General features: G+C 56.6%; 20 protein-coding genes. 2 read left to right on the top strand and 18 right to left on the bottom strand.

What is annotated here, in order from left to right:
- Positions 1-44: 44 nt before the first annotated feature.
- From J4772_RS08870 to cysT, 11 genes are all read right to left on the bottom strand, one after another.
- Positions 45-1,595: an ABC transporter substrate-binding protein gene (locus J4772_RS08870; protein ID WP_247741054.1), complete on the bottom strand. Its 1,551-nt coding sequence runs from the start codon at positions 1,593-1,595 to the stop codon at positions 45-47.
- 206 nt (positions 1,596-1,801) lie between these two features.
- Positions 1,802-2,743, bottom strand: coding sequence for a carbohydrate ABC transporter permease (locus J4772_RS08875; protein ID WP_116061683.1), 942 nt, complete (start codon positions 2,741-2,743; stop codon positions 1,802-1,804).
- Between the two features lie 12 nt (positions 2,744-2,755).
- Positions 2,756-3,664 carry an ABC transporter permease gene (locus J4772_RS08880; RefSeq protein ID WP_247741055.1) on the bottom strand — a complete coding sequence of 303 codons (909 nt, stop codon included), beginning with the start codon at positions 3,662-3,664 and terminating at the stop codon, positions 2,756-2,758.
- Between the two features lie 170 nt (positions 3,665-3,834).
- A complete protein-coding gene (locus J4772_RS08885; protein ID WP_209074943.1) occupies positions 3,835-5,571 on the bottom strand; it encodes a sensor histidine kinase in 1,737 nt (578 codons plus the stop codon).
- Positions 5,568-7,187 (bottom strand): response regulator, encoded by a 1,620-nt coding sequence (locus J4772_RS08890; protein WP_209074944.1) that lies wholly within the window; start codon positions 7,185-7,187, stop codon positions 5,568-5,570. The genes J4772_RS08885 and J4772_RS08890 overlap by 4 nt, the downstream gene beginning before the upstream one ends.
- A gap of 124 nt (positions 7,188-7,311) precedes the next feature.
- On the bottom strand, positions 7,312-9,336 hold the full coding sequence (locus tag J4772_RS08895; protein WP_247741056.1) for a GTP-binding protein: 2,025 nt from the start codon (positions 9,334-9,336) through the stop codon (positions 7,312-7,314).
- Positions 9,337-9,414: 78 nt separating this feature from the next.
- Positions 9,415-10,386: a GNAT family N-acetyltransferase gene (locus tag J4772_RS08900; RefSeq protein WP_209074946.1), complete on the bottom strand. Its 972-nt coding sequence runs from the start codon at positions 10,384-10,386 to the stop codon at positions 9,415-9,417.
- A 118-nt stretch (positions 10,387-10,504) separates the two neighbouring features.
- Entirely contained in the window at positions 10,505-11,587 is a 1,083-nt protein-coding gene (locus J4772_RS08905) for a sulfate ABC transporter substrate-binding protein (RefSeq protein ID WP_209074947.1), read from the bottom strand.
- A 48-nt stretch (positions 11,588-11,635) separates the two neighbouring features.
- Entirely contained in the window at positions 11,636-12,700 is a 1,065-nt protein-coding gene (locus tag J4772_RS08910) for a sulfate/molybdate ABC transporter ATP-binding protein (protein WP_116061678.1), read from the bottom strand.
- 1 nt (position 12,701) lies between these two features.
- Positions 12,702-13,499, bottom strand: coding sequence for a sulfate ABC transporter permease subunit (locus tag J4772_RS08915; RefSeq protein ID WP_209074948.1), 798 nt, complete (start codon positions 13,497-13,499; stop codon positions 12,702-12,704).
- Positions 13,496-14,302: a sulfate ABC transporter permease subunit CysT gene (gene cysT / locus J4772_RS08920; RefSeq protein ID WP_371822890.1), complete on the bottom strand. Its 807-nt coding sequence runs from the start codon at positions 14,300-14,302 to the stop codon at positions 13,496-13,498. Before cysT ends, J4772_RS08915 begins: the two co-directional genes overlap by 4 nt.
- 358 nt (positions 14,303-14,660) lie before the next feature.
- Between cysT and J4772_RS08925 the strand changes: the two genes are divergently transcribed.
- Positions 14,661-15,062, top strand: coding sequence for a secondary thiamine-phosphate synthase enzyme YjbQ (locus J4772_RS08925; protein WP_209074949.1), 402 nt, complete (start codon positions 14,661-14,663; stop codon positions 15,060-15,062).
- 109 nt (positions 15,063-15,171) lie between these two features.
- Here the strand turns inward: J4772_RS08925 and J4772_RS08930 are convergent, their stop codons facing one another.
- On the bottom strand, positions 15,172-15,807 hold the full coding sequence (locus J4772_RS08930) for a YigZ family protein (protein ID WP_209074950.1): 636 nt from the start codon (positions 15,805-15,807) through the stop codon (positions 15,172-15,174).
- A 299-nt stretch (positions 15,808-16,106) separates the two neighbouring features.
- On the opposite strand from J4772_RS08930, the gene J4772_RS08935 reads away from it, so the two are divergent.
- A complete protein-coding gene (locus tag J4772_RS08935; RefSeq protein WP_209074951.1) occupies positions 16,107-16,478 on the top strand; it encodes a helix-turn-helix domain-containing protein in 372 nt (123 codons plus the stop codon).
- On the opposite strand, the gene J4772_RS08940 is transcribed toward J4772_RS08935, so the two are convergent.
- From J4772_RS08940 to J4772_RS08965, 6 genes are all read right to left on the bottom strand, one after another.
- Positions 16,464-17,309, bottom strand: a complete 846-nt coding sequence (locus tag J4772_RS08940; protein WP_209074952.1) for a hypothetical protein — start codon at positions 17,307-17,309, stop codon at positions 16,464-16,466. The genes J4772_RS08935 and J4772_RS08940 overlap by 15 nt on opposite strands.
- A gap of 179 nt (positions 17,310-17,488) precedes the next feature.
- Positions 17,489-20,020 (bottom strand): nuclear hormone receptor family protein, encoded by a 2,532-nt coding sequence (locus J4772_RS08945; RefSeq protein WP_209074953.1) that lies wholly within the window; start codon positions 20,018-20,020, stop codon positions 17,489-17,491.
- A gap of 84 nt (positions 20,021-20,104) precedes the next feature.
- Positions 20,105-21,445, bottom strand: a complete 1,341-nt coding sequence (locus tag J4772_RS08950; RefSeq protein WP_209074954.1) for a UDP-glucose dehydrogenase family protein — start codon at positions 21,443-21,445, stop codon at positions 20,105-20,107.
- 19 nt (positions 21,446-21,464) lie between these two features.
- Entirely contained in the window at positions 21,465-22,901 is a 1,437-nt protein-coding gene (locus J4772_RS08955) for a sugar phosphate nucleotidyltransferase (RefSeq protein ID WP_209074955.1), read from the bottom strand.
- Positions 22,898-23,845 (bottom strand): polysaccharide pyruvyl transferase family protein, encoded by a 948-nt coding sequence (locus tag J4772_RS08960; RefSeq protein ID WP_209074956.1) that lies wholly within the window; start codon positions 23,843-23,845, stop codon positions 22,898-22,900. The genes J4772_RS08955 and J4772_RS08960 overlap by 4 nt, the downstream gene beginning before the upstream one ends.
- Positions 23,835-25,199: a lipopolysaccharide biosynthesis protein gene (locus J4772_RS08965; protein ID WP_209074957.1), complete on the bottom strand. Its 1,365-nt coding sequence runs from the start codon at positions 25,197-25,199 to the stop codon at positions 23,835-23,837. The genes J4772_RS08960 and J4772_RS08965 overlap by 11 nt, the downstream gene beginning before the upstream one ends.
- Between the last annotated feature and the right edge of the window lie 3 nt (positions 25,200-25,202).

Consider the following 25,202-nt stretch of genomic DNA (forward strand, 5'->3'; position numbering starts at 1 on the left):
AAGCTCATGTGCGCAAATAGATCCGCCGTAAAAGGATTTTCGCTTTACTTGGTTTTCGCCCATTCGTCCAACTGCTTCTGCTTCTCGGCGATTACCTTTTCCAAGCCCGCAGCCTTCATCGCTTCCCTGTACTTCGGAATATACACCTCGGGATCGACGGAGCCGGAGATGATCGCGTCCTCGAACTGCTTCGACACGTTGGTCAGCGCCGCAATCTCGTTCTTGACCGGCTCCGAATCCCAGGCAAAGCCAAGCGCAATCGACTTCTCCGCCTGGTCGTTAAACGCCTGGAACGCGCTCCACTTGTTCGGGTCCTCGCTCGGGAACAAATACGTGTTCATCTGGTTGCCGAACATCCAAGGCTCATTACGGTAACCGACGGTTTGCGCGTCGACGCCTTCCGGATAATCGATCACCGTGTCGGACTTCTTGACGAAGTGCTTGTTCTCGATTCCGAAATCGAGCATGTTGATGAGCGTCTTGTCGCTGTACAGCAGGTTCAGGAACATCATCGCCCGTTCCGGGTCCTCCGAGGTTTTGGAGATTGCCAGCATAATGCCCGCTACCGTAGCCGTCGACGTATAAGGCACGTCCATCTGCTTCTGCACGACCGGGAAACCCCAGGCCATGGACATCTCCGCGTCCTTGCCCGGCTTCAGCTCCTGCATGACCGCGAAGGCTTTGCCCGCTTGCATCAGGCCCCAGTCCTTCACGGTAGCCGCATCCTTATTGACAAGCCCTTCTTTGTACCATTTGTGCGCCGTTTTCGCGATTTCCATATATTCCGGCGCTTCCGTCTTGTCGATGACCTTTAGCTCGCCGCTGCTCCGGTTCAATACGCCGTAACCGTCTCCCAGGCTGTCGTATTGTCCGTTCAGCACGAGAGATCCCAGAAACCGGCTGTTGCCTTCGAACAGCGGAGTGATGCCCGGCTCCTTCTCCTTGATCGTGCGCAGGATCGGCTCGAGATCCTCCAAGCTGTTGATCTGGTTAAGATCGATGTTGTACTTGTCGACCAACGCTTTGTTGAAGAGGAACCCGTTCGAAGCGGCGAACTCCTTGTTCGTAGGCGTTCCGTAGATTTGTCCCTTCACTCTCATGCCGGAGAAAATATCGTCCCCCAGCACGCTCCGGATGTCCTGACCCTGCTTGTCGATCAGTTCGTCCAGCGGAAGATACGCGCCCTTGGCGACATTGCTGTAATAGCCCAACGTCGCGGCCGATACGACCACATCGAAGCTTTCCTTGGACGCGAACATCAGATTGGTCTTCTCCATCCAAGATCCCCAATCGATCGGCTTCAGCTCGATGGTTGCGTTGATCTTTTCCGTCAAGTACGCGCTCATCGCATCCTGAACTTGTTGCAGATCCTTCGGAGCGTCGCCCGGATAGACCATCGTGATTTTGTAAGGCTTCAGTTCGCTGGTCCCGCCTGTCTCGCTGCTTGTCGCTGTTGCCGACGCTTCCCCGGCTCCCGAACCGGCACTTGCGGACGGCGAAGCCGTACTGTTGTTATCGCCGCATCCGGACAGAATCAGGCTCAAGCTGAGTGCAGATACCGCGAGCGGAAACATTTTCTTTTTCATAACCGACATGCTAAACCCCTCCAATGATGTGTTTAACTTTTTGAACTCGCACTGAGGGTGTGTCTGCAAACCCGCTCGGGGACGTCTTTCACCGCCTTTTCGCCCCCTGCTTCGTCACTTTTGCTTGACGTACCCCCGGTACGCCTTCACAAAAGTTCCTTGCATGGAACGAAAATTCGGCCAAATCTGCTGCCCTCGGAGTATGTAGACACGCCCTAGCCTTTTACGGCTCCGACAGTCAAACCTTTAACCAAATATTTCTGAAAAAACGGGTAGGCCAGCACGATGGGACCGATGCCTACAATCGCCATCGCCATGCGAACCGTTTCTGTCGGCATCTCCGAGAGAAGCTTTCCGACGTTCGAATTCTGCGTATTGCTTTGCAGAAACTGAATGCTTAGCAGCGTCTTCGTCATCAGATACTGCAGAGAAATCAGACGATTGTCGTAAATGAACACCAGACTGTTGAACCAATCGTTCCAATAGCCCAGCGTCGTGAACAGCCCGATTGTAGCCAGCACCGGCAGAGACAGCGGAAATACGATGCGGAAGAATGTCCTCCACTCCCCCGCCCCGTCAATCTGGGCCGATTCGATGAGCGAGCCCGGAATCGAATTGGAGAAAAAAGTTCGCATGATGAGGATGTAAAACCCGTTCATCAGCAGATTCGGCACAAGCAGCGCCAGCAACGTGTCCTTCAGGTGAAACAGATTCGTGTACACCAAGTACCAAGGCACCAATCCCCCGTTAAAAAGAATCGTGAAGAACACGAAGAAAGCAAGCAGGTGCCGCTGGGCAAAATCCCTGCGGGACAACGGATAAGCGAGCAGCGAAGAGATGAGCAGGCTGGCCAGCGTCCCTGCTACGGTAACGAGGATGCTAATCCCGTAGGCGTGAAGCAATCGTCCGGAATCCGCCAGCAGATAGCGGTAAGCATCCAGGCTGAACGCTTCAGGCAAGAAGGAGTAGCCGTTCGCCAGAATCGAGCGTTCGTCCGTAAAGGAAACGATCGTGACGAGAATGAGCGGGATCAGGCAAGCCGCGCAAGCCGCGATGAAGAACAGATGGATCGCCGTCTGCGCGAGAAGCGAGTTCTCGCGTATCCTTTTGCGGGTTCCGCGGACGGCTGCCGCCGGAGCGTTTAATCTAGCATTCATGAGGTTCCCTCCTTAGAACAACGCGTTTTCCCGATCGAATTTGCGAATCAACAGGTTGACGGAGAAGACGAGCAGAAATCCGACGACCGACTGGAACAATCCGGCAGCGGACGACATTCCGACGTCTCCCGTCTGAATCAGCGCCCTGTACACGTACGTATCGATGACATTCGTCGTCGGCAGCAGGATTCCCGTATTCAGCGTTACCTGATAGAACAATCCGAAATCGGCGTAGAAAATCCGACCGACGAGCAGCAGCATCATCACGATAATGACCGGCTTAATGAGCGGAAGCGTAATTCTCGTCATTTGCTTCCAGCGGTTCGCCCCATCGATTCTCGCCGCTTCGTAATACTCCTGATTGATGCCCGTCATCGCCGCCAGATAGATCACGCTGGAGTAACCGATGTATTTCCATGCATTAACCAGAACGAGAATGAACGGCCAGTACTTGGCTTCCATGTACCAGGAGACGGGCGGCAGTCCGAGCTTCTCAAGCACGGCCGTGTTGATAAATCCGTACTCCATGCTCAGAAAGCTGTAAACCAAGTAACCGACGATACTGAAGGAGATCAAGTAAGGCAGCAGGAGTATGCTTTGATAGACGCTCTGCAGCACCCTTCTTCTGATCTCGTTCAACAGCAGCGCGACGGTTAACGCCAGCGCCAGATTAAAGACGATAAACACCGCATTGTACAGCAGCGTGTTTCTGGTGATCACATAGGCGTCTTGAGTGGCGAATAAAAACTGAAAATTTTTAAGCCCCGACCACGCGCTACCCCATAGTCCGTCCGTATAGTTGAAATCCTTAAAGGCGATGACGGTTCCGAACATCGGCAGGTAGTTGTTGATCAGCAAGTAGATCAATCCCGGCAGCACCATGATCCACAAGGATCTATGCTTGACGAACGTTTTAGGCATTTCAGGCTCACTCCTATTTTCTCTGTGAACCCATCATAAACGAGAACCGGTAGCACAAATGTCACTTCCGTTATCACTTTTGTTACCTGCCGGCCAGCTGCCTTCAGCTTCCTCCCACTTGTGTCGCGCCTCGGAGCACGCTTAATCAAAAAAGCCCCGCACAGGGGGCTTTATCCGGAAGTTGGCGCAACGGTTTGCAGCGGCAGGCGCAGAGCGACCTCAGCTCCGCCGTCGGGCAGATTGCCGAAAAGAAGCTTAGCGCGCTCCCCGTAGTTCATACGCAAGCGGTCGTACACGTTGCCGATACCCAGATGCTCGTGATCCTGCTTAAAGCTTGCGCTCCCGAATTTCTCCAGCTGCTCCTCCGTAAATCCCGTCCCGTTATCCGCAATTCGAATGACGAGCCCGCCATCCGGGCTCTCCGGGTCTTTCTCCGCGGAGATCCGGATTACAAATCGTTGATTGCGAATGCGGAACCCGTGAATGATCGCATTCTCCACGAACGGCTGAAACAGGACCGGCGGCAGCAAGTAGTCCTTCAGATCGCCGTCCGCCGCAATCTCAAAGTCGAGAAAGTTGGGAAATCTCATCTTCTGAATCTCCAAATACGTAGAGATATGCTCGATCTCCTCCTCCAACCGGACGAAGGGGACCGAGGTGCGAGTCACGAACCGGAAGTAGTTCATAATGTACCGGATCATTCGCTGGGCAAGCTTGGTCTCGCGGGATTCGACCAGATGAAAGACGACATTGAGGGAATTCAGGAGAAAATGGGGATGAATTTGCAGCTGAAGCTGCTTGATCTCCGCCTTGTTTAATCTCAGCTGCTCCTCGTATACGTGAATTTTCAAATCCTTGATCTCCGAGGCCATCGCATTGAAATTGTCCGTGATCAGGCCGAATTCCTTCGAGGCGGAAGGCTCCAGTCGATAGGTCAGGTCTCCGTCCTTAATCCTTCTCATCCCTCTGACCAATTGCGCAGTCGGCTTGAGCACGACCCCTCTCAAGAAAAACAGCAGAAGCAGCAGCAAGAGCGCCGCCGCCAGTGGAGCCAGCTTGATGATCGTCTGGAACGTAACGAGTCGTTTAAGAAGCTGCGCCTCGGGGATCAGGACGACAAGCCGGGTGTCCGACTGCTGCGAAGCGTTCGTGACGACGAGCATCTCCTCCCGATCGAAGGCGATCGTCTCGTAAGGCCTGTCGGAGCCGCCCAACAGGCGCAGCCGTTCCTCCGTCGACGGCGGATCGGCCAATCCGGAGGACAGCAGCTCGCCCGAGTCGTTCAAGAGAAGAACCTGTGCCGAGCCCTCGGCCATGACGCTGCGAATCGGCTCCATCAAAGTGGCCACGCGGATCAAAGCGCCCGTATAGACGTTGAAATCGTTCTTCTCCACGCGCATCAGCCACGGCTCGCCGTTGAAGGTTATTGCGCTCCAGGTTTGCAAGTATGCATCGTGCGCATTTAGCGTCCTCATCGTCTCGGCCAGCTGCTCTCTGATCGCTTTGGGGACGTTGCGATTCGGCTCCGACGTCATCAAATCTTCGTTCAAGGCTGCATAGGCGAACAGCATGCCAACCCGGTTATAGTGGACCAAATCTCTGTTCAACTGATTCAATACTTGAATTCGGGTCAGCGTGTACTCGTCGCTGTCGGGAGCGTTAAGCATCAGAGATGTAATACCCGCATGCTGAAAAGCCGAGCTCAGCAAATAGTGATCGACCTGGGTCAGCGTTCCGTCCATATCGTTGGCGTGCATTCTCAGCAGACTGAGCTGGGATTCCGCTACCTGGGTCCTCACGACGTCCATCGCGTACCGATTAATATAGACGAGGAACAGGAGGAACGGGATAGCCACGGCAATAAAAGCTACGACGAGTTTGGCGCTTAGCGAACGCTGCCTCTTCATGGGAAGAGCCCGTTCCCGGCGTCGATGCTCTTGCGATAATCCTGCGGATTCATTCCGTGAAACCTTTTGAACGTTTTCCCGAAATAAGAGAGGCTGTTGTACCCCAGCGAGCGCGCGACTTTGCTGATCGGCTCGTCCGAATAAGCGAGCGCGTTCTGGGCCAACGCCATCCGCTCCCTCAGAATGTAATCCGACAGCGATTCCCCCGTCTCCTTCTTGAACAGCCGAGACAAGTAACCCGGGTTCAGGAAGACGTGATCGGCAATTTGCTCCCGGCTTACCTCCTCCTTCAGATGCTCGCCGATAAACCGTTTGGCCTTATCGATCGGCGATTCGTCCTGCTGTCCGGATTGAATCGCTTCCTCGTAGGTTTCCAACACTTGCTCCGCCCATGCCTGCAAATCGAGAATCGAACGAGTAACCGCGTCTTTGTCCAACAGTTGGCCGCCTTGAAGCCGGGGAGCCGCCGTCCTTTTCTTGTGCAGGAGATAGTGCAGCATTTGGAGCATTCCGTGGTAGAACGCGTGAAGCGTCGCGACCGTCAGCCCCGCCTCCCGCTCCAGCCGAACGAAAAAATCGCGTACGCGTTCGCGCAGCGGCTCGATTCTCCCCGGCTCCAGCAGCTCCGCCCACTCGTAAAAGTCCGGCAACGCATCCGTTACCCCTGCCTGACCGGAGGCATCCTCGACATAACAGACGATTTGCCGGTTGCGCCTAACATTGTTTTGCTCCGCATACTGCAGCGCTCCGTACATCGCTCCCAGCTGCCGGACTTCCGTCTCTTTGCCCAAATAACAAGTAACCGTGCTGAAAAAGTATTCGACGCAAGCTTGGACGAAAGCTTCGCAATCCGCGATCCATTGCCGGATCGTCCGTTCTCCTCCGCCGCCGTAAGCCAGAATGACGATCATCCCTTCGCGGTCCTGGAAGACGATCCCCGGCCGTTCCGCCAAAATGATCTCCTTCGCGGCGCAGCGCAGCGCATACTCCATAATCTCCTCATCGCGGGTATCGATTTCCTTGTGCCAGCGTTCGATGCTTACTAACACCGGGAATACGCGGGACTCCTTCGTGAGCTCCGTACCGTAACCGGCCAGCTCGCGGTCGATCCAGCCATCCGCGGGTCGGCTTCGGTGGTCCAGCAGCTCCTGCCAGAATCTCTCGAGCATAAGCGGCCTTCTAGCTTCCCACAGCTCCAAATATTTATGGTATTCCTTCTGGACATGGCTCGCTTCCTGTTCGCGAACGACATTGTTAAGCGCTTTCACAACAATGCTTTCCAGCTCGATGAAGTCGACAGGTTTGACCAAATAGTTCAAGCTGCCCAACTGCAGCGCCTTCTGCGCATATGAGAAATTGGAGTGGCACGTCAGAAATATCGTCTCGATCGGATGTCCCCGCTCATTGACCCATTCCAGCAATTCCAAACCGCTGCTGCCGGGCATCTCAATATCGCAAATCATGACATCGATCGTATGATTGCCGATCACCTCTTGAGCCATGGCGCCGTCATAGGCTTCATAGACAGCCGAGAAGCCCATGACCGACCAGTCCAACCCCGATTTGATGCCGTTAACCGCATAAAATTCATCGTCTACGATGAGAAGACTATACATGATGACTCGCTTCCTTCCGATGCCGGCGAATGATCCGCAGGCCTCTGATTCGGTATTCCGATTCTACTATACCCAATCCGCGGAAGTAAACCGTTCGCTAGATTCCTCTCGGAAGCTGCGCGAGTCACCCTATCGACAAAGCCTTGCGAGTCGCCAAAATATATTTGGACGTATCGAGCGGATTAACTCCGCGTCTCGTTCTCTCCGCTTGCACGTCGGGAGGGCACACTTGATAGCCGTCGAAGTACGTCGTCAGCGTCCCTCTGCCCCTGGTCATGGATCCCAGACGAGCCGGAAAATCCAGCGATGTCGCGACGGGGAGCCGTCCTTCGAGCTCCATGCGGCCTTGACGCACAACCGGCATATCGAACTCTCCTCGCATGACGGACAGCTCGCTCATCAGCTTTCCGCCGAACTCCTCGGGCGTCGACAGTCGGAACCGCAGCATCGGCTCCAGCAAAATCGTCCCCGTATTCGCCAAGCCGTCCATAATCCCCATCGGAGTTGCCACGACGAAATCGAGCGGATGCGTGTGCCAGACATGGTGCTCGCCCTCGATCAGCGTCACCTTCAGATCGGTGACCGGCCAGCCCTTCAGCCCTTGCTCCAGCGCCTCCGGCACGCGTCTGGCCACCTCGTTCTGATAGCTGTCCAGCAGCCTTTCCGGGCGAACGACCGAATGATACTGCAGCCCGCTCCCCCGCTCTCCCGGCTCAATCACGAATCGGAGAATCGCCCAGCAGGGCTTCGGCATCGTATAGGCGACGAAGCCTTCTCCCTTGCGAGCCGGCGTCTCCTTGTAGATCACGGACGGCTCGCCGAAGTCCACGACAAGTCCGAAGCGGCTCAGCAGCATTTGCCCTAGCACCTCTACCTGAATCGGTCCCATTACTCGCAAGTGCAGCTCCCGATCCTCCTGCAGCCACTGCACGTCCAAATACGGATCCTCGTCCGCCAGCTCCTGCATCGCGGCGACAACGGCCGGATATTCCGCTTCATTCCGCCAATGCGCCTGTACGGTAAGCAGCGGCTCGGCCAATCTTCTGACCCCTGGAACCCCTTCCTCGGAGCCGATAATATCCCCGATCCTCGCCCGGCTCCACCCGCAGACGACGGCAATATCCCCAGCCTTCAGAATGCCTACGTCCTCGCTGCGCTGCCCGTCCATTTTACGAATTTGCGTCACTTTCTCTTCGATATTCAACGAATGATTGCGAGCCGTATCCCGGTTGCGAAGAACGCCGCCATACAAACGAACGTAAGCGAGCCTGCCCATTGTCGAATCTTTATCGAGCTTAAACACGACGCCGGACAGCGGCATTTCTTCCTTCCCACCCGGGGCAGGCAGCAGCCCGACGATCGCATCCATTAAAGCATCCACGCCGATGCCGCGGCCGGACGCTCCGTACAGAACGGGGAACAGCTCGCAGGATCGAACGCCGTCCTTCAACGGCGCTATCACCTCGGCATCGTCCAACCCCCCTTGTTCAAAATACCGTTCCAGCAGCGCGTCGTTCCGCTCGGCAATTTTCTCCGCCAGTCGTGTCCGATCCTCGTGCGCCCGCTGCCAAGCGTCCTCGCCGTCCACGCCAGCCTGCACCGGCCTGAGCGAGTCCGCTGTCCCTCCTCCGTCAGCTTGAAGCAGCTCAATCGAGCCCGCGAACTCTCCTTCGACCCCTACGAAGCTTTGCACTGGAATTGCGTCCGGCGACAGCAGTCGGCGAATCTCTTCCAGCACCCGATCAGGCTCCGCGCCTATTCGATCCAGTTTGTTGATATAGAGCAGCGTCGGAATGTTCAAGTCTCTGAGCGCCTGCCAGATGACCTCCGTCTGAGCCTGCACGCCCTCTACAGCCGACACGATCAGCACCGCGCCGTCCATTACCCGCAGAGAACGCTCCACCTCGGAGAGAAAATCGGCGTGCCCCGGAGTATCCACCAGATTAATCTGAACGCTCTTCCATTCGAATCTAGTCACGGCGGAACGCACCGATATTCCTCTTGTCCGTTCAACCTCCAGCCAATCCGTCTGCGCCGTGCCGTCGTCTACGCTGCCCAAGGCGCGAATTCGTCCGCTACGATACAGCATCTGCTCCGTCGTCGTCGTTTTGCCGGCGTCGACGTGAGCGAATATCCCGACATTCCGCATATGGTCCTCCGTATTTCCCATGAATAGGAACAAAAGCCCGCACGATCCGAGGATCGGCGAGCCGTCGTTGTCATCCTTCTACTCCCAAAGCTTCTTCTCCATCGTCAGCGCCTTAACCGTTCCCTCAGGACGGACAATCAGCTCCTGATCGACAATCTCGTAGTCCATATTCTGGTACAACACCAGATTGTTCTGCACCGATTGGCGGACTTTGCAGCGGCTGATCGTCTTGCCGTTGGCCACGCCTTCCTTCTCGATCCATTTCACGAGCTGTCTGGCGTAGCCCCTTCTGCGACGATGCGGTACAACCGACAAGCGGAAGAAGCAGATGGCCTCGTTTTCATATTTGAAGCGAGCCATAGCCACCGCTGTATCGTCCTCGTACAGCAGCACAGCCGATTCGCTGCCGCTGCGCAGCGCCTCCTCGACCGACTCCTCCGTCTCCGCCAATGCGCTCGAAGGCGGGATCGCCGAGCGATATTCCTCGAAGGCCATGATCATCAGCGAAAATACCGTGTTCGCATCCTGCGGCGTCGCGGCGCGAATGCTTACTTCCGGCTCCTTCTTCAGCTTGACGAGCGGTGCGGCAGGCGCTTCGTCCGGCTCGGCCAGCGCCGCCTGCTCAGACTCCTCGTCCTCCGTCGACTCCGACTTAGCCGTCGCGGAGGCTTTGGCTCGCGGGGAAGGCGGAGCAACGTATACGCCGCGGAAGTATTCGCGAGACGATCTGAACAGGAACATCACGATGATAAGAGTCGTCATCATCGAGTGCAGCTGGTTCATCATGGTGGAGCAAATCAAGAGTACAAAGGCAATGAGCAGCGTGGGCCAATATTTTTTCTTATTGATCGTCAAAATCATGCCGGCTATACAAGCAATCGACACCGTCGTAAGAATGGTAATCGCAGTGATAAACGTACTTCTCTGCGCTTCGTCGATTTCGTTCAGGGAACCAGGATTAAAGACGATCGTTCCAACGTTCATGAGAAGCAATACGAGCTTAAGATAAAGAATCATGAGCATAATGCGTATCGTGGTTGGTCTCTGCAAAGGTTAATCCTCCTATGGGCTGCACAATTCCGTTCCTACGCCATAATTATAACAAAAAAAACAGCCCAGCGGTGCATAGCATTCCCACTAAAGCTGTTTTTTACCGATTTTGCGCATTCTATTGTCCGGCTAGCACCTGATACCAAATTCCCCGCTTGGAATACAACGTGTCCTTGACCTCGTCCCAGCCGCCCAAGTAATCGATCGTGAACAGCTCCGGCGGCTGCGGATAGCGGTCTTCCATCCGTGCGGCAAGCGTTTCGCTCACCGGACGGAAGCCGTGCTTGGCGAACAGAGTCTGCGCCTCATCCGAATAGAGGTATTCGACGAACGCATCCGCGACCTCCCTCACGCCGTGACGATCGGCATTGCGGTCCACGACTGCCGCGGGATTCTCGATCAGAATCGTGCTAGGAGGAACCACGATGTCATATTCTACTCCCTTGGCGATGCGCGCCAGCAGTTCGTTCTCATAGGTGACGATAACGTCGCCCACTCCGTATTCGAAAGCGGCCATCGAAGCCCGCCCGCTCTTGTCCATCGATTCGATGTTGCGATGCACGTCGACGAGGAATTGTTTGCCTGCCGCGGCGTCCTTCGATCCGGTAGCTAGCTCCGCTTTCTTAAGACCTGCTCCGTAGATGGCGTTAATGTCCCACTGGGCGCCTCCCGACGTTTTCGGATTCGGATACAGCACCTTGACGCCGGGCTTCGTCAAATCGTCGAAATCCCGGATGCCGAGCGGGTTGCCTTTTCTCGTGCCCAGTACGACGATCGAGCGAGTAATCATTCCCTTCGTCCGATCCCCATTCCATTCGGGGGACACAAGACCGGCATTCACCAGCTTATCGACATCCCCTTCGAGCGCAAGCAGCGTCACGTCCGCATCGAAACCGCCGATGATCGAACGGGTCTGCGTGCCCGAAGCTTCGTACGATTCCTGGAACGAGACTGTCTGACCCGCAACCTCCTGCCAGTGAGCCGTAAACGCGGGAATAATCTCCTGCAGCGCGTCTTTAGCCACCGAGTATGCTCCGAGCACAAGCGTGACGTCCCCTTTTACCGGGGAAGCTCCCGAAGCGCTTTGCTCCTTCCCGCCGCCTCCGCAGCCGGATAGCGTCGAGAAGGATAGTATAGATAAGATAAATACGCCATACCAAGCGATACGCCCGATAGCGCGCATGCGATTTTCTCTCTTCATCGCGACCTCCCGGTGCCTGCGCAGGCTCCCATCCTGACCATGCGATCGTTAAATATGAACCGGCATCGGGTCTTCCTTCAGCCTGTTTTCCATCACCCAGCTGTCCGTGTCGTTAAACAAATAGGCTCTATGAATCAGCACCCGAACCTCGTTGCCCGGCTGCAAAATCTCCTTCTCCAACGAACGGTAGGTGACGAGCTTCGTCGCGCCGATCTCGACTTCCACCAGCCATTCGCTCCCGCGGAAATGAATGTGACGGACGGTTCCTTTCTCCGTCGCCGACAGAAGCTCGAAATCGGACGCTTTGCCGATCTCGACATATTCCGGACGGATAAGCGCTTTGGTGCCGGACAGCTCGCCGGTTCCGCCGAAACCGCGCAACGACGAGACGTCCTCGACGATCGTCGATTCGCCGATAAAGCCCGCCACGAACGGAGACTGTGGATTTTTATAAATTTCCCAAGGGGTGCCCTTCTGCTCCAGACGCCCTTTGTTGATAATCATAATCTGATCGGCCACTTCGATCGCTTCGTCCTGGTCATGCGTGACGAAAATCGAGGTAATGCCGAGACGGTCGATCATCTCGCGCAGCCAGGAACGGAGCTCGTGGCGGATTTTCGCGTCGATCGCGGCGAACGGCTCGTCGAGCAGCAACAGCTGCGGCTCCGGAGCAAGCGCTCGGGCGAAAGCGACGCGCTGCCGCTGACCTCCGGACAACTGGTGCGGATAACGCTTCTCGAAGCCTTTCAGTCCGGTCAGCTCGACCAGCTCGGCGACCCGCTCTTGAATTTTGGGCTTGGTCCACTTCTTCACTTCCAGGCCGAATGCGATATTCTCCTCTACCGTCATATGCTTAAACAGCGCATAGTTCTGAAAGACGAAGCCGATTCCCCTCTCTTGGGGAGGGAGCTCGTTCACCCGTTTGCCGTGGAACACAATATCGCCATCGTCTACCGTTTCCAGGCCCGCCAGCATGCGCAAAATCGAGGTTTTCCCGCCGCCGCTAGGCCCCAGCAGGCCGATTAGCTGGCCTTTCTCGATCTCGAAGTTAACGTCCGTTACCGCTTGGAAATCGCCGAATTTTTTGTTTAATCCGCGAACCTCGATATGCATCTTAATGCACTTCCCTTCTCGATTTGGCCCATTCCATCAGCAGCAGCAGCGTGACGGAGCCCGCCGCCAGCACCAATGCGATAGAGTTCGCCGCGGTAAGATTAAAGTTCTCGACATCCTGGTACACCAGCGTCGTCGCCGTCTGCGTCTTGAACAGAATGTTGCCGGACACGACGAGCACCGCTCCGAATTCTCCCATAGCTCTAGCCACCGTCAGCACGACGCCATAGACGACGCACCAGCGAATCGAAGGCCAGGTGACGCGCCAGAACGTCGTCCAGGCGCTTGCTCCCAGCGTAGCCGCCGCTTCCTCCTGAGCGCTGCCGATTTCCTGCAGCACGGGCATCACTTCTCGAACAATTAGCGGAAACGTCACGAACAACGTCGCGATAATCATGCCGGGCAGCGCGTACACAATGTCTACGCCCGCCTTATTGAACAGCGCCCCGAGCGCCGTCTCCGGTCCGAGCAGCAGCACGATCATCAAACCTCCGATGACCGGCGATACCGCGAAGGGGAGGTCGACGATGCTATTCAGCAGTTGCTTAAGACGCTTGCCCAGCCAGCTTGCCCTAACGAGATAGAGCGACAGCATCACGCCGAACAACGTATTGACGACCGTTACGATTACTACGATTAGCCCCGTCATATATAAGGCGTGCAGCGTCTCCGGTCTGGCCAGCCCTTGGGCGAAGCCGCTCCAGCCCGCGTCGAACGCGCCCATGGCGATCCGGATCACAGGAATGATCAACAGGAAGCTGAATACGGCAACGGTTAATCCGATCCATAGCCTTCTCATCCGTTCTTCCTCCTCATCTGGACGTAATTGACCGTCCACAGAATCAGGAAGGAGAACGTGAGCAGCAGTACGCTGACCGCCGTTGCCCCGATTGCGTTATCGCTCTCGATTTCTCCAAAAATATAGACCGACGCGATTAGCGTCTTGCCCGGAATGTTCCCGGCGACAAGTACGACCGCGCCGAATTCCGCGAGCGCTCGGGAGAACGCCAGCATCGCCCCGCTCAAAATGCCCGGCAGCATATTCGGCAGAATAACCCGCCAGAAGGTCGTCGCCTTCGTCGCGCCCAGTGTGTAGGCGGCTTCCTCCTCCGATGCGTCCATCTCCTCCAGCAGCGGCTGAACCGCGCGGATCACGAACGGGAAGGTGACGAACACCATTGCGATGACGATCGCCGGCTGATGGAACAGAATTGTAAAACCCAGCTTCTCCGCCAACGCTCCGACTGGACTGTTCGGTCCGAGCAGCAGCAGAATCATCAGACCGGCTACGGCTGTCGGCAGCGCGAACGGCAAATCGACCAGACTGTTCAGCAATCTTCGTCCCGGAAACCGGTAGCGAATAAGCACCCACGCCGACATCGTTCCGATAAGCATATTGACGACAGTGGCGATCAGAGCCAGCTTAACCGTGAGCAGCACGGCCTTCCAGGCCAGCGGCTCCGTAATATTTTCGGCGAATGCCGCCCACCCCGACGAGAACGATTGCCCGTAAATCCCGATAATAGGGAAAATAATCAGCACAATAAAATAAAGCATGACGGTGCTGCGAAATCCCCAGCTCCACCAGCGGCCCTGCAGCATGGAACTCACGTTGACGTGTACCTCCCGGAGCTTTGAGAGCTGTATATAAGATAATTCCTATTACCTTAGTAGGTATTATTGTTACTTTACCAGATACAGGCTGATTTCGTCAATCCATATTAGCTGTCCAATTGGCAATTTCATCAAAAAATCTAATGTAACTTATTCAAAATCCTTATGGGCGGTGTATGTTCAAACAGTTCGATTTTCGGAATCGGGAAGGCGGGAGGGAGGCGGCATAGCCATCCCTTCTGAATGCGGTGGGCTCGCTTCTATTGGTTCGACTAAAAAAGAACGGCAAACCTCTTTTAAAGCTGTCGTGCAGAGATGTTATAATCGGGAAAAAGGAGGGCTGATCATGCTCATTAAGGAAACGTTGACGACATCGCGTCGCGACGAGATGATCGATATTACGAGGCAGGTCGCAGCAGCCGTCGCCAAGCAAGGCGTAGCCGACGGATTGGCTATCGTCTATTGCCCGCATACGACGGCCGGCATCGCCATTAACGAGAACGCCGACCCCGACGTCAAACGGGACGTGCTGATGAGGTTGGACGAGGTGTACCCGTGGGAACATCCAAAGTACCGCCATGCGGAAGGAAACACCGCCTCCCATCTGAAGGCGATCACGACCGGCACTTCGCAGACCGTCATCGTCTCCGGGGGACGACTGCTGCTCGGACGTTGGCAGGGCATCTACTTCTGCGAATTCGACGGCCCCCGTCAGCGCGAGTATTATGTGAAGCTGGTCAAAGGGTAAAATTAAGACCGCGTAGGAGACTTATCGGGCTGCTACTTGGTCGTTGGCGGAGAATAAGACCGCGTGGCGGGCTTATCGGTCTGCTACTGAAATGAAAAAACTACAATCGTCACTCGCCCTCGATGAAGTAGCTCTCTTCCCCGGCTTCGATGACAGCCTGCCCCTGCGTCAAGTCGGTGATCCAGGCTTGGAAGCGATCCGACGCCTCTCCGGCCTCGGGATAGCAGGGGACGCGCACACGATCCGTAAAAGCAACCTCGCCAACCCGGAACCCCCGGCCTCTTAGCTCATTTTCCAGCTTGCCGTACCACGTATAATCTACATCGACGACAACCTCCTGATGCAGCACCTTGACGATTGGACCGGCCGCATCGATGCCGACGACCGCCCCGTCCGTATATGCCCGCACCAAGCCGCCTGCCCCCAGCATAATTCCGCCGAAGTAACGGGTCACGACCACGACGACATTTTTCAGGCCGCGATTGCGGATGACTTCCAGAATCGGCTTGCCCGCTGTACCGCTCGGCTCCCCATCGTCCAACGCCTTCTGGAACTGGTCGCGCTCCCCGATCCGGTAGGCGGAGCAATTGTGCGTAGCGTCCCAGTGTTTCTTCTTGATTTCTTCAATGAAAGCGACCGCTTCCTCCTCGGTATTCGCCGGCTTGGCGTAACCGATAAAGCGAGATTTCTTGATAACGATTTCGTCCGAGCCGAATTGTCTGACGGTTGAATATCTAGGGAGCATGGGTCAACCTCACTATCGTAACGTAAACCCTGTAGCGGGCTTCTTTTTGACTCCATACTAACATATCGCGGCAATCGAAGGAACTTGGGAGAGGTATGAATAGGAAGAGAGAGCCGACTGTCTAAGGAAAAGAGGCTGCCGTCCTTCCGACAGCGGCTCGTTTCGGCACGAATCCCGCGGATGAAAGCATATGGTAAACATGCTATAATTATGGGTACATTCTAGAGAAGTACGACGAAATCCGTTGCGTTCGCTTTGCCATGCGACAAGTAGAGAGGACTCGAAAGGGGGGGCTGGATATGTTTTCCAAACGGTTGAAGCAGATGCGGAAAAAACGAAAACTGACGATGCAGGAAGTGGCCGATAGCCTTGGAGTTGCCAAAAGCACTTACGCAGGATACGAATCCGGATACCGGCAGCCTACGATCGAATCCATACAGACGATTTCCAGGATCTTGCGCACGTCGGCGGATTACCTTCTGGGGCTAACCGATTATCCGGAGCCGCCTGCCGAGCTTAACCATAACGCAAAAGAATATTTGAATGTAGAGCAGCTTCATTGGGACGGAGTTCCGCTGGAGAAGAGCGATCTCGATTTGATCCGCAGCCTGCTCGAACGAATGATTCGCGACCGTGCGCTGGCGAACAAAGACGATTCACCCTCCAATTAATTTCGCCGCTTTGGCGTTCGACTCCGCTTTGATTTCTTCCTTCGCGGCGTTGAAGGCCCTCCTCCACTCTTCGATGACTTCCGGCGATTCGGTATCTTTCTCCGCGTCCCGGGTCAGATCCCGAAACCGATTGTCGCATTCCGATTCCGCAACCGCCATCTCCTTCGTCAAGCTCGTCTGCCACGTCTGAATCGCGTAAGGATCCCTCTTGTCCACTTGCAGCCAGCCGTTTTCCGCCCCGACCATAACCGTTTTCATCTCTTTCGCGCATTGAGCTTGTACCTCCTTGATCTCCTCTTCATAATTTCGCATTCGATTATTGTCCGTGATTGTCGGAGTCTCATAAGGCTGCGCATATCCCTCTGTCACGGATTTCCCCGTCTCCTCCGGATTTTGTGACGGTTGGGAGCTTTCCGCTACACCGCTTGTTGTTCCAGACGTCCCAGTGTCGGAAGAAACCGGGGATTCGGGTTCCGTCAGCGCAGAGTTCGACGTTTCGGGGTCAATAACGTTGTCCGGCCTGGATCCCGCTGATTTACCGTCTCCCGCCCCTGCCCCAGTCTTGGACTCGGAACGGTTGGGCACATCTGGCTGCGAGATCGCTTGTCGTTCCGGCTTCTCATCCGGGTCCCCGTCGCTCGCTGCTGAACCGTCAACGGCGCTCGGCGTTAACGACCGTCCGTCCTCCGGTGAATACGAGCCATCCGTTTCGGCCGGATACCTTACGTTCGGCTCAGAATGCGGAGAGCCGCTATACTCTTGCAGCGCTCCCTCTTGTTCTTGATTTTCGGCAGCAGCGGCTACCAGCTTCCTCTCCGAAACTTCCCGCATATGCAAGCCTCCCCATAGAAGAAGAAGGAAAAATGTCAACACCGACAACGTGACGATAGCGGCGTCCGGCTTTGGAAAATCGCGCCGTTTTTTTCGGCGCAAGCGTTTTTTACCCATCTTAATCCCTGCCTTATTCCGAAAAATAGGAGCTGCCCCCTAAGCGGCAGCCCCCTTGTCGTTTACAACTCCAATAGGCTCTGGACAATTCGCGTTGTCATTTTCAGCGTCTGCTTTTGCGTTTCGCCGATCGCCTTGTCCTTCTCCCGTTTCGGCGCTTCGGCGGCGCGAATCTCGTTTACGGTGTCTTTGTTTAGCTGGATTGTCTCCAGCAGAAGCTGTACCTTCTCCTCGTCTCCTTCCGCGCCTTTAAGCCTTCTGTCGATGTCGCCCAGCTTCTCCTTCATTTCTTTAACGATGTCATCGACCTTCCTCACGTAGTCTCCGTTCACCAGAGTAACTTCCTGCCGGAACACTACTTTTCCGCTGCGTATGCTGCTATTGGTCCATACCGCTTGTATGACCGCGGTTGCCTCCGCGATCTTTTTGGGAATCGTGACCTTGCCGCTTGCGGACACGTTGACGTCTTTGCTTCCCGACACCTTGGTCCATTTCAGGACGGAAGGCGGGATTTCAACTCCCAGGAACGTCAGCCCGTATTGATGCTGCCTTCCGTTTGGAGCGACGTCGACCGTCGGCACCGCTTCAGCCCGGATTGTCGCGGCTGTCCATGCGACGGCGGCGAGCTCATCATTGCGCAGCTTACTCCGGAAGCTTGCGATCGCGGAGCCGATGTCGTCCGACCGGACGCCAAGTCCGGTCAGTGCGGCGCTTAACGGATAAGCCTCCGTTCTGGACAATACGGCGGCTATCGCTTGGTTGCGAACGGTTTCTTGCCTATTCGAGCTGCCGAGCAGACGCGCCAGCTCCGAAGGCTTCATTCCGGAGATGATATTGCGAATCTCCCCTTCAACCCCTCCGCGTCCTTCGCCGTCTCCGAACCAGAAGATCAGGTAATCGTCCATCGTCAGCTGCTTAATTCCCGCAGCCTCTCCAATCGTCAGCATGGCTGCGCGATAGTTCGAATCGGATAGAACGGTCTGCAGTTCCGATGCCTGTGGATCATAATGGATCGCGCCTGCGGCTCTGACCGCTTCGAAGAGACGTTGACGAAGCGCCGCCTGGTCGATGTCCGCCGGAAGCCGGGGAGCGATGCGACGCCAGACTGGATCGATCAGCTTCAGATTCGAAGCGGCATCCAGGCCGGCAAGCTCGTCGCGCAAATGACGCACGGCGCGAACATCCGAAGGATCGCCCGCAAGTAAAGCATCGCGAATAGGGCTCATCCTGGCGATGAACGCTTCGATTGGGAACTGCTCGCCTTCCGCTTGTTTGGCCGTCAGCGTAATCTGCAGCTTGAAGATCGTCTTCGTCGCCCCGTTAAGAGGGTTTACGAGACTGGCCTGAATGACGGCAGACGCGCTTTCGACGTCTCCCGGAATCGTAACGACGCCTTCCGGCGTAACGTTTGCTTCGGGATCTCCCGACAACTTATCCCATCGAAGCAGGAAGGAAGGAATCTCCGTTCCGTGTACGGCCAAGCTGTATCGATGCTCTCGCCCGTCCTCGCTGATCTGCACGTTCGCTTCCGCAACCGTGCGGATGTAAGCGATCAACAGTGCGCGAACGGCGGGCTCGTCCTTCTGCAGCTTACGCTGAAGCCCGCGAACGACGTTCCCGATATCTCCCGACGTGATGCCGAGATTATTCAGCAATTGGCTGACTTTGTAGTTGTCCGTATCCCTCACCACAATGTCGGTTGCCTGAATCAGCACTTCCGTCAATTTCTCCTGGCTCGCCAGCAATTGCGCCAATTCCATCGTAGACAAACCGGATATGAGGTCGACGAGCGTACCCTCAATGCCTTTGCGAGCTCCGCCGTCACCTAACAGGAACTCGGCCGTATCCTGCAATGTCACGTTCACTCCGCCTCCGGCGGTTTCGATCAGTCGGATCATCGCGATGAATTCCGGATCTCTGCGAATGGCCTTGAATTCCGACAGCTCGGGATCGTAACGGGCGGAGGCGATCGCTTTCACCCATTTGAGCAGATTGGCCTTCGCCGCCTCTCCGTCGACTCCTTCGGGAAGCTTGCCGGCGATTTTGCTCCAGATCGGGGCAATTAGAGGTTCGTAGTCGGATTCGCCGAGGCTGGCGATTTCGCTGCGCAGGTTCAGCACATCCTGGAAATCGGAGGGATCGCCGGCGGCAAGCGCTTCGAACAATTCGTTGACGCGATCCAGAATGCCCGAAGCCAACAGGCGTGCCCATTCCGCCTGATCGTCGTACGGCTGTACGACAATCGGCGACTCTATTTCGGGCAATTCCGCCTCCGGGGACTCCGCTTCGGGAGGCTCCGTTTCCGGCGGTTCGACTACTGGAGGCTCTGTTTCCGGCGGCACTACGATCGGCGGCTCCGTTTCCGGCGGTTCGACTACTGGGTGCTCCGTTTCCGGAGGCTCTACGATCGGCGGCTCGGTTCCCGGCAGTTCTATAACCGGAGGTTCACCGGTCGGCGGCTCCTCGGCATTCGCCGTTTGCAGCCAACCTACCTTTCCTGCAAACCCCTTATCTCCGAGCGCTCCCCCTCCGAGAGAGGTAACGGCCAGTACAGCCGCAAGCGCCGATAGCGTTACCTTATTTCCAAGCTTCATGTCCTTCACCTCTGTTTGGGATGATTATGAAAAAAATCGTTTGGAAACTCTTCTTCCGAGCGCCGCATATAACGATGCCCCGGACTAGAATTGTAGAACCGGCATTCGTTCCTTCACGCCTTTGCTCAGGCTCGGACGGCCTACGGAATAATAGGCGAAATCCGTTCCGGCAAGGTGTTCTTCCTTGAACAAGTTGCGCCCGTCGATTAGAATGGGCTGCTTCAGCACTCGCTGGAGCCTCGCCAAGTCGACGCCGGCAAACTCGTCCCATTCCGTCAGCAGAATCAAAGCGTCCGCTCCCTGCGCCGCCTCCTCCGCTTTATTGCACCATTCTACCCCCTCCTTTCCGAAGATCGCACGAAAGTTGGGCAGCGCGATCGGGTCGTACGCTTTCGCCTTCACGCCCCGGTCGACCAGATGCCGTATAATTTCGAGCGCCGGGGAATCCCGCACGTCGTCGGTATTCGGCTTGAACGCCAGCCCCCACACGCCGATCGTTTTGCCCGGCAGCTCGCTTCCGAAGATCGCCTCCAGCTTGCGGATCACGTTAAAGCGCTGGTCCTGGTTAACCTCCACGACGGAACGGAGCAGCTTGAACTCGTAATCGACATGCCCGGCGATCTGGATCAACGCGCGCGTATCCTTAGGAAAGCAGGAGCCCCCGTAGCCGATGCCGGCCTTCAGGAACGACGGCCCGATTCGCTTGTCGTAGCCCATGCCTTCCGCCACCTTCGTCACGTCCGCGCCGACCTTCTCGCAGATGTTGGCGATTTCGTTGATGAAGGAAATTTTCGTGGCGAGAAACGCGTTCGACGCGTATTTGATCATTTCCGCGCTGCGGATATCGGTCACAATAATCTGCTCGGTCAGCGGCTCGTGCAGCCGGATCATTTGCTCTGCCGCGCCTTCGCATTCCGCACCGACGATGATTCGATCGGGCCTGAGCGTGTCTTCGACGGCGGAGCCCTCGCGCAGGAATTCCGGCAACGAGACGCTGTCGAAGCGCATAATCGTGCGCGAACGCATCAGCTTCGCCAGGCGCTCGTTCGTACCGACCGGGACGGTGCTCTTGACGACTACGATTTTGTAGCCGTTCATCGCCTCGGCAATTTCGATCGCCGCTTGATCGATATAGGCAAGATTGGCCTCCCCGCTAGGGAGCGGAGGCGTGCCGACCGCGAGCATGATGATGTCGGAGCGGCGTACCGCAAACGCCAGGTCGGTCGTGAAGACAAGATGGCCTGCAAGCCGACTTTCGGCAGCCATCTCCTTCAGTCCCGGCTCGTAGATCGGAATGCCGCCGGAGTTCAGGACGGCGATCTTCTCCGGATCCTTGTCCACGCAGACGACCCGATGGCCAAGCTTTGCATAGCAAACGCCCGAGACGAGTCCGACGTAGCCGGTGCCGATTATCGCAATGTTCATACCCGCAACTCTCCTCTGTTTATGAAGTCGTGCCGTAAGGCCCATCGGGATGACGCAGAAGCGCCAACGCTCCCTCCGCCGCGCAAATCTGCAAAATCTCGTCCCAGTCGAACGCGAGCCGGACGATGTCCTCCTCGATCAGCTCGGATCCGGTCTGCACCTCGATGACGTCCAGCTCCTCCCCGGCCTCCGCCCTCAAGCTGTGTCTGCAGGCGCGCGGAATCTTCACGACGTCTCCCGGCTTCACCGAAAACCTCCTGCCGCCGAGCACCATCTCCCCGCGACCGGCGGCGATCGTCCACACCTCGTCCCTAAGCTCATGATATTGGTAGCTAAGGTTGCGGCCTGGCGCGACGCGGATGCGCTTCGTCAGCACTTCCGTTCCGTCCGGATATTTCAAGTAATCGAGCACTCGGTAGCCGCCCCAGCGTCGCTCCTCGTACATCGGGCGCTGCTCCGAATGCTTCATCACTTCCTTGATCAACGGGCTGGCCGCTTTGTCCGCTACCAGAATGCCATCCGGGCTGGCCGCAACGACAACGTCGGACAAGTTCAGCAGCGTGATCGGAATGTCCAGTTCGTTGACGATGTGCGTGTTGCGCGAATCGCCGGCGATCGTTCCGTTGCCGGTCAGCGGACTGTCGATCTCCTCGGTCAGCGTGTTCCAAGTGCCGAGGTCCTTCCAATCCCCCTCGTACGGCAGCGCCACGATATGTCGGCTCCGCTCCGCGATCTCGTAGTCGAAGCTGATTTTCGGCAATCTGCCGTATTGCTTCAGCAGCTCGTCGTACTGAATCGGCAGCTCGTACGCGATTAGAATGTTGATCAGAAAATCGAGCTTAAACGCGAAAACCCCGCAGTTCCAAAGCGCAGCCCGGTCAATCATCGCTGCCGCTTCTTCTTGGCGGGGTTTTTCCTTAAAGCTGCTTACGTTGACGAACGGCTTGTCCGCCATAGCCCCGTCCTCCGGCTCCGGTACGATATAGCCGTATTTCTCGGAAGGAAAAGTCGGCTTCACGCCCATGAGCGCCAGATCGGCGCCCGACTGTCGCAATGCGGGATCCAGCTCCTTCGTCTTAACAAAAAACGATTCCTCCACATACGGATCGACGGGCATAACGACGCATGTCTCGTTCAAGCCTACGCCTTTAACCGAGTACAAATATACGGCGGCCAAGGCGATCGCGGGAAACGTATCCCTTCTCTCCGGTTCGACGACGAGCTCGACCTCGCTGCCGAGCTGGCTCTGAATCATCTCCGTCTGCGACCTGCCGGTCGCGATCACCGCGTCGTCGCGGAGACCGGCCGCCGCAATCTGCCGCCATACCCGCTGGACCATCGATTCCCGTTCGCCCCTCCCGTTGTTCAGCACCTTCAGAAACTGCTTGGAACGGGACTCGTTCGACAGCGGCCACAGTCGCTTGCCGGAGCCGCCGGATAGAAGCACGATTTTCATGGCATAGCCTCCAATCTTACGGTGGGAATTTCGTTCGTCCAAGTATGATAATAGCTGGAATTTTTGCCGTACGAGTTGTCGAGCAGGCCGTTGGGCTTATCCATCAGGCAGGACAGGATATGCCCGTGCAGCCTGGAGGTTTTCACTCGCCGATACGCACTGAAGCGCTTGATCGCCTTCTCCACCAAATAATCGCTGTACCTGTCCCAGATCGCATGCAGCGGCAGCGCCCCGCTGCTTCCGGCCATCATTTTCCCGATCATCGAGATCGACTTTTTCTCCACCTTGTTATACAGGGAGCTCCAGTCCAAGTAGTCGCCTTGAACGTTCGTCTCCAGCCGTCCCTGCTCCCCCGTCCGCTCGATGTCGGTCCGGAAAAAGCAGAGCAGCTCCTTGCCGGGGCTGGTCGTTGGCCGAATCGGCCACAGTTGGTGGGCCATATCGGGCGATAAGTAAATGGAGCAGCGGTCGAACTTCTTGGCCGCCATCGCGTAAGACGACGGGTCGCGGACGAACAGATGGACGTCCCTGTGCTTGTTGAACACGAGCGCCGACCGGTCGAACTGCTCCTCCTCCCTATAGAAAATCGTCTGCGGCAAAATAACGATGCGATGAAACGGATACTGGGCCACGATTTTCTCCCGCAGTCTCTGATGCACCGGGTACAGGTCCCCGAAGTTGCCTCCGCCCTGCAGCACGATAATCTGATTTCCCGGAATGCTTAGCCTGTCGGGAAAATCAAGCACGCTGTACCGCGCTCTTACGCGAATTCCGTTGTCTCTAAAAAAAGCTTCCGCCCCTTTCATGATCAACAGATCGCCGCCGTTATTGTAAACGGGATAGTCGATGTAATAGATGCTCGATCCGGGAGGAATCGCCTGCAAAATTTGGCGAAGCCGCTCCTTCAGCCCGTCCATCGGATGAGCTATCCGTTCAGTTGGCATGTCCACTCTCTCCTTTGCGGCGTCCTCTCTCTCTGACCCGCTCGATCAGAAATCCAAAGTCGTTTTTGTCGAACAGTAAGCTGCCCGCCTTGACGCCAAATGCCATCCGCATCGCGATCAATGTGACGGTCAAGCGAATCGCGGCCCCGATCAACAGCGCTAGCGCGATTCCGTTCAAGCCGTACAGCGGGGTGAATACAAAAAACAATCCGATCGTGGCCGCCAGCGAAATCGCCTGTCTGACGAGCACGAGTCCGGGCCGTCCAGCCGCGTTGAACGCCGAGGCCAGAATCCAGGAGCCGCCTCCGATGATGCATTCGACGGACAGCAAATAGAAGGCGCCCTCCGCCTCCAGGAACGGCTCGCCGAACAGAAGTCCCATCATGAACCGCCCGATGAGCAGGCTTGGCGCGAGCACGATCGCCATGACGAGCAGGGACAGCCGGAACGCCCGTCCTACGGTGTCCACGATCCGCGCGTTATCCAAACCGGTTACCCTCGGAAACACGACGCTGGAAACGGCGGTCTGCACGACGTTGAAGATGCGTGACAACGCGTAGACGACCGTATACAGGCCCAACTCCTTGGCCGTTAGCATCGAGAGGATGACGAGCTTGTCGAACTGGGAATACAGCGTGCCGAGCAGCTCCACACCGAACACCTTGCTGCCGTAACCGAACAACGCTTTGGCTGCCCCGGTATTCCGCAGGCCGCCGAACCAGTCGATCCGCAGCGTGTCCCTCATGCCGTACAGCGACCAGACCAGGACGAGCGAGCTCGTCGCCAGAAACGCGGCTGCGGCGGAGACGAGGTTGAGCTGGCCCGCCGTCCATAGCGCGAGCAAGCCGAGCAGATTAAACAGCGGGCCGTACAGCCGCACGCCGTTGTACACGTTGAAGCGGTTCATGCTCTGCGCCAGGGCCCCCACCAGATTGGCTGCGAGAATCGTTGGCAGCATCAGCGCCGTAAACCAGCGGGCCGTCTGCACGACCGGTCCGGGATAGTCCGCTAGCCAGATCGGAAGCCCCTGCCAGGCGACGAACCCTGCGACGAGACTGACGGGGATCTGGAACAGAAAGCCGGCCCTGACGAGCTCGCCCCCGCCGGCTTGCGATTGCTTCAGATTGTAAATGAGCGAGGTCGGAAGCCCGAAGCCGACCAATCCCGCCAACAGCGTCGGCCAGAACAGGATGGCGGACAGCTCGCCCTTGCCGACGACGCCGAACATACGGGCGGTCACGATCGACGTCAGCGTGGCGATCACCATCATCAGAAAGTTGGTCGCGCTCGTGCGCAGCATCGTCTGGACGAGTCCGCCGCCCTTCCACGTCCTTTTGAGCGCAAGCTGCGCCATCGC

Origin of the sequence: Cohnella sp. LGH (assembly GCF_017671885.1) — a bacterium.
In the GTDB taxonomy this organism is placed as follows: Bacteria; Bacillota; Bacilli; order Paenibacillales; family Paenibacillaceae; genus Cohnella; species Cohnella phaseoli.